Consider the following 11,772-nt stretch of genomic DNA (forward strand, 5'->3'; position numbering starts at 1 on the left):
GTAACCGCTGAAGCAGAACGCCGGGTGCGGGTTGTGTGTGGTTGCTCGCGCAGTTCCTCCCCCAGCCTTCGGCCGGGGGACCCCAGCGCCCCTGACGGGGCGCTTCGGCTCGGGCCGTTCTCTAGCGAAGCCCTGTCGGACGGTTCAGGGCTGCCTGGATGAGGCGGTCGACGAGGTCGGGGTAACTGACGCCCGTCGCCTGCCACATCTGGGGGTACATCGAGATCGGGGTGAAGCCGGGCATCGTGTTGATCTCGTTGATGACGAAGTCGCCCCGCTCCGTGAGGAAGAAGTCGGCGCGGACCAGGCCCTCGCAGGACGCGGCCTCGAAGGCGTCCACCGCGAGCCGCTGGACCTCGGCGGTCTCCTCGGGGGTGAGGGGCGCCGGGACGATGCCGGGGGTGGAGTCGATGTACTTGGCCTCGAAGTCGTAGTACGCGTGCGCCGAGGGCGGCGGGATCTCGGCGGGGACCGAGGCGCGCGGGCCGTCCGCGAACTCCAGGACGCCGACCTCGATCTCGCGGCCGTGCACAGCCGCCTCGACGAGGATCTTCGGGTCGTGGGACTGGGCCTCGGCGATCGCCTCGTCCAGGCCCGAGAGGTCGTCGACCTTGGTGATGCCGATCGACGAGCCCGCCCGCGCGGGCTTCACGAACAGCGGCCAGCCGTGCTCACCGGCGAAGTCGACGATCCGCTTGCGGGCGGCGGACTCGTCCTGCCGCCACTCGCGCGGGCGGATCACCAGGTACGGGCCGACGGCGAGCCCGAAGGAGGTGAACACCCGCTTCATGTACTCCTTGTCCTGGCCGACGGCCGAGGCGAGCACGCCCGAGCCGACGTACGGGACGCCGGACAGCTCCAGGAGGCCCTGGAGGGTGCCGTCCTCGCCGAACGGGCCGTGCAGCACCGGGAAGACCACGTCGACCTCGCCGAGCGCCTTGGGCACCGCGCCGGGCTCGCTGTAGACGACCTCGCGGCTGGCGGGGTCGACGGGGAGGACGACGCCGCCCTCGGTGGACTCGGCGAGGTCGCCGACCTCGGGGGTGCGGCGTTCGGTGATCGCCATGCGTTCGGGCTCGTCGGCCGTGAGCACCCAGCGGCCTTCCCGGGTGATGCCGATCGGCAGGACGTCGTACATCGTCCGGTCGATGGCGTTCAGGACGGCTCCGGCGGTGACCGTGGAGATCCCGTGCTCGGAGCTGCGGCCGCCGAAGACGACGGCCACGCGCGGCTTGCGAGCGGGCTGCTCAGGGCTCTGGGGGAGGTTCTCGGTGCTCATATCGCGTTGAGAGTACCCGGTGGTAGGGCCCCGAGACAGCGTCCGCGACGGGAGGTCGCTCAGCGTCGCTCGGGCTTCGCACTGCGCGACATCAGCTCCTTCAGGGCGACCACCGGTGGCTTGCCCTCGTGCACGATGTCGACCACCGTCTCGGTGATCGGCATCTCCACGCCGTGCCGGCGGGCCAGATCGGCCACCGACTCGCAGGACTTGACGCCCTCGGCGGTCTGCTTGGTGACCGCGATGGTCTCCTCCAGGGTCATGCCCTTGCCGAGGTTGGTGCCGAAGGTGTGGTTGCGGGAGAGCGGCGAGGAGCAGGTGGCCACCAGGTCGCCGAGCCCGGCGAGTCCCGAGAAGGTCAGCGGGTCGGCGCCCAGGGCGCTGCCGAGCCGCGCGGTCTCCGCGAGACCGCGCGTGATGAGCGAACCCTTGGCGTTGTCGCCGAGCCCCATGCCGTCCGCGATGCCGACGGCGAGGCCGATGACGTTCTTCACCGCACCGCCCAGCTCGCAGCCGATCACGTCGGTCTCGGTGTACGGCCGGAAGTACGGCGTGTGGCAGGCCGCCTGGAGCCGCTGGGCGACCGTCTCGTCGGTGCAGGCGACCACGGCCGCGGCCGGCATCCGGGCCGCGATCTCCCGGGCCAGGTTGGGGCCGGTGAGCACGGCGATCCGGGACGGCTCGACCTTGGCGACGTCGGCGATGACCTCGCTCATCCGCATGGCGGTGCCGAGTTCGATGCCCTTCATCAGGGACACCAGGGTCGTGCGGGGCGCGAGCAGCGGCGCCCACTCGGCGAGGTTGTCCCGCATGGTCTGGGACGGCACCGACAGGACGGTGAAGTCGGCGCCGGCGGCCGCCTCGGCGGGGTCGGTGGTGGCCCGCAGGTTCTCGGGGAGTTCCACACCGGGCAGGTAGTCGGGGTTGGTACGGCCGGAGTTGATCGCCTCCGCCACCTCCGCGCGCCGGGCCCACAGGGTGACCTCGCACCCCGCGTCGGCGAGCACCATCCCGAAGGCCGTACCCCATGAACCCGCGCTGAAGACCGCCGCCTTGGCAGGCATGCTCACTTGCCGCTCTCCTCTTCCAGAGCGCTCTGCGCACGCGCGCGGCGCCGCTGCTCGATCCGCACCTGGCGTGGATCGTAGGGGGTCTTTGGAGCCTTCTCGCCGCGGATCTCCTCAAGCTGGCGGGTGATGGCCGCCATGATGACCTCGGTCGCCTCCTTGAGGAGGTCCTGGGTCATCTCCTTGTCGTAGAAGCGCGTGAGGTCGACCGGCGGGCCGGCGAGCACGTGGTGCGTCTTGCGGGGCAGCAGGTTGGGCTTCTTCGCGTACGGCGGGAGCAGTTCGTTGGCGCCCCACTGGGCGACCGGGATCACCGGGCACCTGGTCTGCAGCGCGACGCGGGCGGCACCCGTCTTGGCGGCCATGGGCCACTGGTCCGGGTCGCGGGTGATCGTTCCCTCGGGGTAGAAGGCGACGCACTCGCCACGCTCCACCGCGTCGATGGCGGCCCGGAAGGCGCTGAGCGCGTCCGTGGACTCGCGGTAGACCGGGATCTGTCCGGTGCCCCGCATGGCGGCGCCGACAAATCCCTTCTTGAAAAGGCCGCTCTTCGCGAGAAATCGCGGAACTCGGCCGGTGTTGTACTGATAGTGAGCGTAGGCGAAGGGGTCGATGTGGGAATTGTGGTTCACCGCGGTGATAAAACCGCCCTCGGCCGGAATGTTCTCCATTCCGCGCCAGTCCCGCTTGATCAGAACCACCAGCGGAGGTTTGCAGAGCACCGCAGCGAAGCGGTACCAGAAGCCGATTCTCCGGCGGGGCACGCGGACACCTTCCTCTAGGACTTCCTCCCGGTCCGGGATGGGGAAGAAGTGTGGCCCCGGCCCGCCGGACTGTCGAGAACACCGTACGCCCCGGTGTCGCCGCGGCCCCGGGAGCGCGGGTGACAATGAGGCAACAAGGGAGGGACGGTACGACTGTGCAGTGGACCTTGGTCATCCCGCTCAAGCCGCTGGCTCGGGCCAAGAGCAGGCTCGCGGACACCGCGGCGGACGGCGTGCGTCCGTCACTGGCTCTCGCCTTCGCCCAGGACACCGTGGCGGCGGCCCTGGCCTGCCAGTCGGTGAAGGATGTGGCGGTCGTCACGGACGACACGCTGGCCGGGCGCGAGTTGTCGGCACTGGGCGCGCGCATCGTCCCCGACACTCCGGGAAGCGGCCTCAACGCGGCGCTGCGGCACGGCGCGGCGACCGTCAGGGCATCGCGTCCGGAAAGTCCCGTGGCCGCACTGAACGCCGATCTCCCGGCCGTCCGGCCACTGGAATTGGCCCGCGTGCTCGACGCGGCCGCGGAATTCCCGCGCGCTTTTCTCCCGGACGCGGCGGGAATCGGCACCACCCTGCTGGCGGCTGCTCCCGGCCATGAATTGGCGCCCGCGTTCGGCCTGGATTCGCGCGCCCGGCACGCCGCCTCGGGGGCCGCGGAGCTCCGGCCGGCGGCCGTGGACTCGGTCCGCCAGGACGTGGACACCGGTGCCGATCTGCGCGCGGCCCTGGCCCTGGGCGTGGGCCCCCGCACCGCCGCGGTGGCGGCCCGCCTGCTGATCCCGGACCAGTAGGCTGCGCTCATGCAGGCCACCGCGTACACGTACGACCCCGAGACCCGCAGCGGGCAGGTGCTGCTGGACGACGGGACACCGGTCCCGTTCGACGGCAAGGCTTTCGAGGCGGGCGGACTGCGCATGCTCCGGCCGGGTCAGAGGGTACGCATCGAGACCGAGGGGGCGGGGGAAGACCTTCGCGCAACCCTGGTGACCCTGCAGACATTCTGACGCGCAAGCGCGGCCCCGCAAGGGGCGCGAGGCCGTATTCGACACGGCGCGCGAGGCCGTATTCGACACGGCGCGCGAGGCTGGATTCGACATGCGGCTCCGTGCCGCCGGACACACCGCGGGCCGGACTCCCCAAGGGAGTCCGGCCCGTCGCGTGAGTGTCCCGACCCTGTCCCGAAGCGGGCCCCGGCTCAGCGAGCCGCGGTCTTCTTGGCGGTGGCCTTCCGGGCCGTCGACTTCTTGGCCGGCGCCTTCTTGGCGGTGACCTTCTTGGCCGGCGCCTTCTTCGCGGCCGTCTTCTTCGCCGTCGCCGCGGTCTTCGCGGGCGCCTGCTTGGCCGTGGTCTTCTTCGCGGCGGCGCCCGTGGTCTTCTTCGCCGCCGTCGTCTTCTTCGCGGCGGCCGTGGTCTTCTTCGCCGCCGCCGTCGTCTTCTTGGCGGTGGTCTTCTTCGCCGCCGCCTTCTTGACCGTCGCCGAAGCGGCGCCGGTCAGGCTGCCCTTGGGCGCCTTCTTGACCGAGACCTCACCGCCGCGCGGGAGCTTCTTGGAGCCGCTCACCAGGTCCTTGAAACCCTGTCCCGCGCGGAAGCGCGGCACGGAGGTCTTCTTGACCCGAACCCGTTCGCCCGTCTGGGGGTTGCGGGCGTAGCGGGCGGGGCGGTCCACCTTCTCGAAGGACCCGAAGCCGGTGACCGAGACCCGCTCACCCGCGACGACCGCGCGGACGATGGCGTCCAGGACATGGTCGACAGCATCGGCGGCCTGCTGGCGGCCGCCCATCTTGTCGGCAATCGCTTCTACGAGCTGCGCCTTGTTCACGTCTTCCCCTTCGGAGACATCGCCAGAACGAATGTGTTCAAGCTTTTTCGCACGTTAGGCAGATATATACCGCAAATCAAACACGAAACGGGCTTATCACCCTTGTGCCGCAACCGACTCGGCCTGCTCGTTCGGTCCGGTCAGCGGTCCTCTTCGGGGATTCGCCCCGCGTCGAGGTCCGCGTTGAACCGTTCGAGCCGCCTGGCCGCGTCGGCGACGTCGTGTTTGGCCGCGGCCGTAATGACCAGCAGCTTCCGGGTCAGCGCCATCCGTACGCCCTCCGGGACTTGCAGTGCGCGCACTTTTGTGTGCGCTTCCTTGAGTTGGCCCGCGACCGCCGCGTAGAGCTGGAGTTGGCCGTCGTGTTCCATGCACAGATTGTGCCATCTGGGGCGAGTTGTCGCCTGCTCAGGGTGCAACTGCCGCCTCAAATGGCCTTCCGGGCACTTGCGGAAGCCACGCGCACAGCACTCACGTACCCCGACAACATCCGCCCTAACGTGGGAAGTTGGCAAGACCTGCGACAACGCGAGCGCCCGTTCGGGTGCAGACATGGCTGTACCCCCAATCGTGGCGATCGGGGGTACAGGCGGGGTGTCGCGGTGGCTGAAACCAGCCGTGTTCAGATGTGGCGGTTCACGCCCGAAGCGGGCTCCGGCTCAGACCTGCAGCGTCCTCGGCTTGTACGACGGGCGCTTGGCCTCGTACGCGGCGATGTCGGCCTCGTTCCGGAGGGTGATGGAGATGTCGTCCAGGCCGTTCAGCAGCCGCCAGCGGGAGTTCTCGTCCAGCTCGAAGGGGGCGGTGACGCCCTCGGCGCGCACCTCGCGCTTCTCCAGGTCGACGGTGATCTCGGCCTGCGGGTCGTTCTCCGAGAGCTCCTGCAGCGCCTCCACGGTCTCCTGGTCCAGGACCACCGTGAGCAGGCCGTTCTTCAGCGAGTTGCCGCGGAAGATGTCGGCGAAGCGGGAGGAGATCACGGCCTTGAAGCCGTAGTTCTGCAGCGCCCAGACGGCGTGTTCACGGGAGGAGCCGGTACCGAAGTCCGGGCCGGCGACGAGGACGCTGGCACCCTGCCGCTCCGGGCGGTTGAGGATGAAGTTCTCGTCCTTGCGCCAGGCCTCGAACAGCCCGTCCTCGAAACCGTCCCGGGTCACCTTCTTGAGCCAGTGAGCAGGGATGATCTGGTCGGTGTCGACGTTGGAGCGGCGCAGCGGGACGGCCCGGCCGGTGTGCGTGGTGAATGCTTCCATGACTGATCAGACTCCAGCGGGCGTGGATACGTCGGCGTCGGACAGGTCGGCGGGCGAGGCCAGGTGGCCCAGGACGGCCGTGGCGGCCGCGACCTGCGGCGACACCAGGTGGGTACGGCCGCCCTTGCCCTGCCGGCCCTCGAAGTTGCGGTTGGAGGTGGAGGCGGAGCGCTCGCCGGGGGCCAGCTGGTCGGGGTTCATGCCCAGGCACATCGAGCAGCCCGCGTGCCGCCATTCGGCGCCGGCGTCCTTGAAGACCACGTCCAGGCCCTCGGAGACGGCCTGCAGACCGACCCGGGCGGAGCCGGGGACGACCAGCATCCGCACGCCGTCGGCGACTTTGCGGCTCCGCAGGATGTCCGCGGCGGCGCGCAGGTCCTCGATCCGGCCGTTGGTGCAGGAGCCTACGAAGACGGTGTCCACCTTGATGGAGCGCAGCGGCTGGCCGGCCTCCAACCCCATGTACTCCAGGGCCTTTTCGGCGGCGAGGCGCTCCGAGGCGTCTTCGTACGAAGCCGGGTCGGGGACGTCCGCCGAAAGCGGTGCGCCCTGGCCGGGGTTGGTGCCCCAGGTGACGAACGGCGAGAGGGCGGCGGCGTCGATGTGCACCTCGGCGTCGAAGACCGCGTCGTCGTCGGTGCGCAGGGTCTTCCAGTACGCCACCGCGGCGTCCCAGTCCTCGCCCTCGGGGGCGTGGGCGCGGCCCTTCAGGTAGGCGAAGGTGGTCTCGTCGGGGGCGATCATGCCCGCGCGGGCACCGGCCTCGATCGACATGTTGCAGATGGTCATGCGGGCCTCCATCGAGAGCTTCTCGATGGCCGAGCCGCGGTACTCCAGGATGTAGCCCTGGCCGCCACCCGTACCGATCTTGGCGATGATCGCCAGGATCAGGTCCTTGGCGGTGACGCCCTCGGGCAGCTCGCCGTCGACCGTGATGGCCATGGTCTTCGGGCGGGCCAGCGGCAGCGTCTGGGTGGCCAGCACGTGCTCCACCTGGGAGGTGCCGATGCCGAACGCCAGGGCGCCGAAGGCACCGTGCGTGGAGGTGTGGGAGTCACCGCAGACCACCGTCGTGCCGGGCTGGGTCAGGCCCAGCTGCGGGCCGACGACGTGCACGACGCCCTGCTCGACGTCGCCCAGCGGGTGCAGGCGCACCCCGAACTCGGCGCAGTTCTTGCGCAGCGTCTCCAGCTGGGCGCGGGAGACGGGGTCCGCGATGGGCTTGTCGATGTCGAGGGTCGGGGTGTTGTGGTCCTCGGTCGCGATGGTGAGGTCGAGGCGGCGCACCTGGCGGCCGTTCTGGCGCAGCCCGTCGAAGGCCTGCGGGCTGGTCACCTCGTGCAGCAGGTGCAGATCGATGAAGAGGAGGTCGGGCTCGCCCTCGGCGCGCCGGACGACGTGGTCGTCCCAGACCTTCTCCGCGAGTGTCCTACCCATCGCTTTCCCTCCGGCCGGCAGACGTGCACCGGCCCAACTAGAGATCTTGAGGAAGCGGCTGCCCGAGTGTCCGGGCCCCTGAAGTCGTGGTTCCGGGCGTCCGCCGCCGGGCCCGTTGGTCCGCGGGCCACTGTGTGATTCCAGGGTGGCGCGTTCCGCAGAAAATTGAACTTGCGTTTCACAGAGTGAGACGTGAGTATCGTTGCATGGACAACAGTAGCGGCGTCGGCGTTCTGGACAAGGCGGCCCTTGTCCTGAGCGCCCTGGAGTCCGGTCCGGCCACCCTCGCGGGTCTGGTCGGGGCCACCGGACTGGCACGGCCCACGGCCCATCGGCTGGCCGTGGCCCTGGAACACCACCGCATGGTGGCACGCGACATGCAGGGCCGTTTCATTCTCGGTCCGCGACTCGCGGAACTGGCCGCGGCGGCCGGCGAGGACCGCCTGCTCGCGACGGCGGGGCCCGTGCTCACGCACCTCCGTGACATCACCGGAGAGAGCGCGCAGCTCTATCGCCGCCAGGGCGACATGCGGATCTGCGTGGCCGCCGCGGAACGCCTGTCCGGGCTCCGGGACACGGTCCCGGTCGGCTCGACGCTCACGATGAAGGCCGGCTCCTCGGCGCAGATCCTCATGGCCTGGGAGGAGCCGGAGCGGCTGCACCGCGGCCTGCAGGGCGCCCGCTTCACGGCGACGGCGCTCTCGGGCGTCCGCCGCCGGGGCTGGGCCCAGTCCATCGGGGAGCGGGAGCCGGGGGTCGCGTCGGTGTCGGCGCCGGTGCGGGGGCCGTCCAACCGGGTGGTGGCCGCGGTCTCCGTCTCCGGGCCCATCGAGCGCCTGACCCGCCACCCCGGTCGTATGCATGCGCAGGCCGTCATCGACGCCGCGGCACGCCTCTCCGAGGCCCTGCGCCGTTCCGGCTGAGAGCCGACGGCCCCCTGGAGAAAGAGGCCGGCCTCAACGCCGCGGCAGGCTCCTTCTCCGGGGGCGAGACCTTTTCCCAGGACTGTCCCCACTCAGGGGCGCTGAGGGCACCCCCGGCCGAAGGGCTGGGGGAGGAACTGCGCGACCCGCCACATGCCGCCTGCAGCCGCCCAGGGGCCGGAGCTCCCACGGCGCAGCGTCTGCCGCCACCTGCCGTCCGCCCCGCCTTCGTGGCTGGTCGCGCGGTTCCCCGCGCCCCTACGGGGCGCTCCGGTGAGCGAACCGGTCCTTCGCGTAGCGGCCCCGCTTCTCCACCGGGACCGTTCCGCTCGCCGCGCCGAGGCCGAACTCCGGCATGTCGAAGTAGAGCGACTCGTAGGAGCCCTCCGGCGCCACGTACGTCTCGTGCCACAGGCCCACGTGCTGCCGCAGCTTCCCCGCCCGCTCCTTGCGGTTCACGATGCTCCACATGCCGTGGTGGAGCATCTCCGGCGAGCTCGCGTACGCGTACAGCTTCTCCTTGGACTCCCAGTACTGGACGACGTAGTACGTCCGCGGCGAGGCCGTCAGCAGAACGCGCCCCAGCAGCCCCCGGCCGGGGTCCCGCGCCAGCTCCCCCAGCATGCGGAGCATGGACACCATGACCGGGACCCACTGGTGCACCGCCCAGAAGTGATGGACGCGCATGCCGATCAGCAGCACCACCGCATCGCCCTCGCGCGCCGCGGTCGTACGGCCCGGAATCGGTTTGGCGGCCATGCGAAACACCCCCCGGTTTCCATCGGATAGCAGCACTATCCTTCTGTCAGTGATGGGATAGTGGCACTCACCAAGGAAGGGCGCAAGGGATGCGACTGGCCCAGTTGAGCGAGCGCAGCGGGGTGTCCGTCGCGACGATCAAGTACTACCTGCGCGAAGGACTGTTGCCGCCGGGCCGCCAGGTGAACACCACGACCGCGGAGTACGACGAGGAGCACCTGCGCCGGCTGCGGCTGGTGCGGGCGATGATCCAGGTCGGCCGGGTGCCGGTGGCGAAGGTGCGTGAGGTGCTCGGGCACGTCGACGACGAGTCGCTGGGCCGCACGATCAGAGTGGGCGCCGCGCTGTGGGCACTGCCGCAGGTGCCGGAGCCGGACGAGGACGACGAGTACGTCCGGGCCGCGCACCAGGAGGTGGACGCCCTGCTGTCCACTCTGGGCTGGGAGAACGCCAAGCAGCTGACGACCGTCTCCCCCGCGTACCGCCGGCTGGTGGTCTCGGTGGCCGCGTTCCGCCGGCTCGGCTACGACTGGGACAGCGAACTCCTGGTCACCCGGGCGAAGTTGATGCACCGGGCGGCGATCGCCGATCTGGACTTCCTGGAGACCCAGCCGTCGGAGGAGGAGAAGGTGGCGGCCGCGGTGGCCAGTGCGGTGCTGGTGGAGCCGATGCTGCAGGCCCTGCACCGGCTGGCGCAGGAGGAGGAGACGGCCCGGCGCTACGGCTTCGAGTAGGACACGACGAGGGCCCCCTGCTTGAAGCAGGGGGCCCTCGTGTTCTGTACCCCCGACCGGATTCGAACCGGCGCTACCGCCTTGAGAGGGCGGCGTGCTAGGCCGCTACACAACGGGGGCGTGGATCTTACGAGCGCTTGACGTGCAACGCCGCAGATCCGAGCTGGTCTACCTGGACTCGAACCAAGACTAACTGAACCAGAATCAGTCGTGCTGCCAATTACACCATAGACCAATGATGGTTTAGACCAGTTCGTACCCCCGACCGGATTCGAACCGGCGCTACCGCCTTGAGAGGGCGGCGTGCTAGGCCGCTACACAACGGGGGCCCTAGCGATCATCCGTGGATGATCTCCGTACCCCCGACCGGATTCGAACCGGCGCTACTGCCTTGAGAGGGCAGCGTGCTAGGCCGCTACACAACGGGGGCTTTGCAGATGAGCTCTGCGAGCTGGCCTACCTGGACTCGAACCAAGACTAACTGAACCAGAATCAGTCGTGCTGCCAATTACACCATAGGCCACTGGAACGCAAGCCCCTGAGGGGATCTTGTTCTAGTTTCGCGTCTCCGGTACCGGCCTTTCGGCCCGCTCCCCGGCGGCGCAGGAAGAACATTACCCGAAGGTGGACGGGGCTCCAAAACGGGTATCGGCGCGGAGGATCGCGGGCAGTTCGGCGAGGGAGCCGATCCGGTGCGGCCCGGCGGCCACGTCGGCCCTGGTGACGGAGGCGGCGGACAGCCCGCGGCGGTCGATCCACACCGACAGCAGTCCGGCGTCCGCGGCGCCGCGCCCGTCGATCTCCGGGTGGTCGCCGACGTACGCCACCTGGTGCGGGGCGAGTTCCAGCGCCTCGCAGGCCGCGAGGAAGGCGGCGGCCGCGGGCTTGGAGACGCCCAGCTCGGCGGCGCACAGGACGGCCTCGAAGCGGTCGTGGACGCCGAGGGTGCGCAGCTTGTGGTCCTGGACGTGCAGGCTGGAGTTGGACAGCACGGCGTGCCGGTAGCCGGCCGCGAGGGCGTCCAGGGCGGGCAGGACGTCCGGGAAGAGGGCCCAGACGGCCTCGTAGTGCGTCCGGTACCGGCGGAACCAGTCGTCGGCCTCCGCGTCGGTCAGCCGCGCCTTGAGGAACACCCGCACCCGGTCCCGCCGCTGGTCCTCGAAGGAGACCTCGCCCGCCGAGAACCGCGCCCACTGCTGGTCGGTGATCTCCCGCCACCGCACCAGCGCCGCCTCCGCGCTCCCCCAGCCGGCGAGCAGCCCCTCCGCCGCCAGATGCGCCCGCATGCCCTCGCGGTCGGCACTCGTGTAGTCGAAGAGGGTGTCGTCGACGTCCCACACCACGGCTCTGATCACCCTCACAGACTGGCACACTGGGGGCATGAGCGAGTACCGAGTCCAGTTCACCGTCGAGGCCCGTGCGGCCTACGACGGTCTGCCCGGCGAGCGTCGAGCCCAGCTGGACAAGGCCGTGCGGATACTGGCGCGTGACCCCTTCCGCAAGGCCGCCACAGCGCAACTCGGCCCCGACGAACACCTCAGGAAGGCGTACGTGGCCCCCGGCGTGATGCTGGAGTACATGGTCGCGGGCGCGATCATGGTCGTCGTCGTCCTGGAGGTCTTCGACGAGTTCACCTACCTGGTCGACGAGGCCGACGCGGTCTGACGCGAACGGCTGAGGGGCGGGTCAACCCGGTCACCAAGGCCGCCCCCACCACCGGCACGATGTAAA

The 11,772-nt window shown here is 70.1% G+C and carries 14 protein-coding genes and 5 tRNA genes; 5 read left to right on the plus strand and 14 right to left on the minus strand.

All coding sequences use genetic code 11. The features are described from left to right. Positions 1–121: 121 nt before the first annotated feature. From AB0M11_RS32720 to AB0M11_RS32730, 3 genes are read right to left on the minus strand one after another with little or no spacing between them, the layout of a single operon-like run. Positions 122–1,279, minus strand: coding sequence for a D-alanine--D-alanine ligase family protein (locus AB0M11_RS32720; protein WP_365711749.1), 1,158 nt, complete (start codon positions 1,277–1,279; stop codon positions 122–124). Positions 1,280–1,338: 59 nt separating this feature from the next. Beyond that, a complete protein-coding gene (locus AB0M11_RS32725; protein ID WP_365711750.1) occupies positions 1,339–2,349 on the minus strand; it encodes an NAD(P)H-dependent glycerol-3-phosphate dehydrogenase in 1,011 nt (336 codons plus the stop codon). Then, positions 2,346–3,110, minus strand: a complete 765-nt coding sequence (locus tag AB0M11_RS32730) for a lysophospholipid acyltransferase family protein (RefSeq protein WP_365711751.1) — start codon at positions 3,108–3,110, stop codon at positions 2,346–2,348. Before AB0M11_RS32730 ends, AB0M11_RS32725 begins: the two co-directional genes overlap by 4 nt. Before the next feature lie 155 nt (positions 3,111–3,265). Between AB0M11_RS32730 and cofC the strand changes: the two genes are divergently transcribed. Both cofC and AB0M11_RS32740 read left to right on the plus strand, forming a co-directional pair. After that, a complete protein-coding gene (gene cofC, locus AB0M11_RS32735; protein ID WP_365711752.1) occupies positions 3,266–3,904 on the plus strand; it encodes a 2-phospho-L-lactate guanylyltransferase in 639 nt (212 codons plus the stop codon). A 9-nt stretch (positions 3,905–3,913) separates the two neighbouring features. Then, a complete protein-coding gene (locus AB0M11_RS32740) occupies positions 3,914–4,117 on the plus strand; it encodes a hypothetical protein (RefSeq protein WP_365711753.1) in 204 nt (67 codons plus the stop codon). A 191-nt stretch (positions 4,118–4,308) separates the two neighbouring features. Here the strand turns inward: AB0M11_RS32740 and AB0M11_RS32745 are convergent, their stop codons facing one another. The 4 genes from AB0M11_RS32745 to leuC form a co-directional block, all read right to left on the minus strand. After that, complete coding sequence (locus AB0M11_RS32745; protein ID WP_365711754.1) at positions 4,309–4,935, minus strand: HU family DNA-binding protein; 627 nt, start codon at positions 4,933–4,935, stop codon at positions 4,309–4,311. 140 nt (positions 4,936–5,075) lie between these two features. Continuing rightward, complete coding sequence (locus AB0M11_RS32750) at positions 5,076–5,306, minus strand: hypothetical protein (RefSeq protein WP_181802287.1); 231 nt, start codon at positions 5,304–5,306, stop codon at positions 5,076–5,078. 288 nt (positions 5,307–5,594) lie between these two features. Then, a complete protein-coding gene (leuD, locus tag AB0M11_RS32755) occupies positions 5,595–6,188 on the minus strand; it encodes a 3-isopropylmalate dehydratase small subunit (protein WP_365711755.1) in 594 nt (197 codons plus the stop codon). Positions 6,189–6,194: 6 nt separating this feature from the next. Continuing rightward, complete coding sequence (gene leuC / locus AB0M11_RS32760) at positions 6,195–7,625, minus strand: 3-isopropylmalate dehydratase large subunit (protein ID WP_365711756.1); 1,431 nt, start codon at positions 7,623–7,625, stop codon at positions 6,195–6,197. Between the two features lie 206 nt (positions 7,626–7,831). On the opposite strand from leuC, the gene ndgR reads away from it, so the two are divergent. Further along, on the plus strand, positions 7,832–8,548 hold the full coding sequence (gene ndgR / locus AB0M11_RS32765; RefSeq protein ID WP_123973900.1) for an IclR family transcriptional regulator NdgR: 717 nt from the start codon (positions 7,832–7,834) through the stop codon (positions 8,546–8,548). A 258-nt stretch (positions 8,549–8,806) separates the two neighbouring features. Here the strand turns inward: ndgR and AB0M11_RS32770 are convergent, their stop codons facing one another. Further along, on the minus strand, positions 8,807–9,307 hold the full coding sequence (locus AB0M11_RS32770) for a DUF4188 domain-containing protein (protein WP_365711757.1): 501 nt from the start codon (positions 9,305–9,307) through the stop codon (positions 8,807–8,809). A gap of 89 nt (positions 9,308–9,396) precedes the next feature. Here AB0M11_RS32770 and AB0M11_RS32775 point away from each other — a divergent pair, with 89 nt between their 5' ends. After that, positions 9,397–10,041 (plus strand): MerR family transcriptional regulator, encoded by a 645-nt coding sequence (locus AB0M11_RS32775; RefSeq protein ID WP_365711758.1) that lies wholly within the window; start codon positions 9,397–9,399, stop codon positions 10,039–10,041. A gap of 47 nt (positions 10,042–10,088) precedes the next feature. Here AB0M11_RS32775 and AB0M11_RS32780 read toward each other — a convergent pair. From AB0M11_RS32780 to AB0M11_RS32805, 6 genes are all read right to left on the minus strand, one after another. Next, a tRNA-Glu gene (locus AB0M11_RS32780) sits at positions 10,089–10,161 on the minus strand. 43 nt (positions 10,162–10,204) lie between these two features. Next, positions 10,205–10,276, minus strand: a tRNA-Gln gene (locus AB0M11_RS32785). A 21-nt stretch (positions 10,277–10,297) separates the two neighbouring features. Then, positions 10,298–10,370, minus strand: a tRNA-Glu gene (locus tag AB0M11_RS32790). 28 nt (positions 10,371–10,398) lie between these two features. Continuing rightward, positions 10,399–10,471 (minus strand) — tRNA-Glu (locus AB0M11_RS32795). Positions 10,472–10,492: 21 nt separating this feature from the next. Beyond that, positions 10,493–10,564 (minus strand) — tRNA-Gln (locus tag AB0M11_RS32800). Between the two features lie 91 nt (positions 10,565–10,655). Further along, entirely contained in the window at positions 10,656–11,423 is a 768-nt protein-coding gene (locus AB0M11_RS32805; RefSeq protein WP_365711759.1) for an HAD family hydrolase, read from the minus strand. On the opposite strand from AB0M11_RS32805, the gene AB0M11_RS32810 reads away from it, so the two are divergent. Continuing rightward, positions 11,422–11,706: a hypothetical protein gene (locus tag AB0M11_RS32810; protein WP_365711760.1), complete on the plus strand. Its 285-nt coding sequence runs from the start codon at positions 11,422–11,424 to the stop codon at positions 11,704–11,706. The genes AB0M11_RS32805 and AB0M11_RS32810 overlap by 2 nt on opposite strands. Positions 11,707–11,772: the final 66 nt, after the last annotated feature.

This window comes from Streptomyces sp. NPDC051987 (assembly GCF_040680735.1).
In the GTDB taxonomy this organism is placed as follows: domain Bacteria; phylum Actinomycetota; class Actinomycetes; order Streptomycetales; family Streptomycetaceae; genus Streptomyces.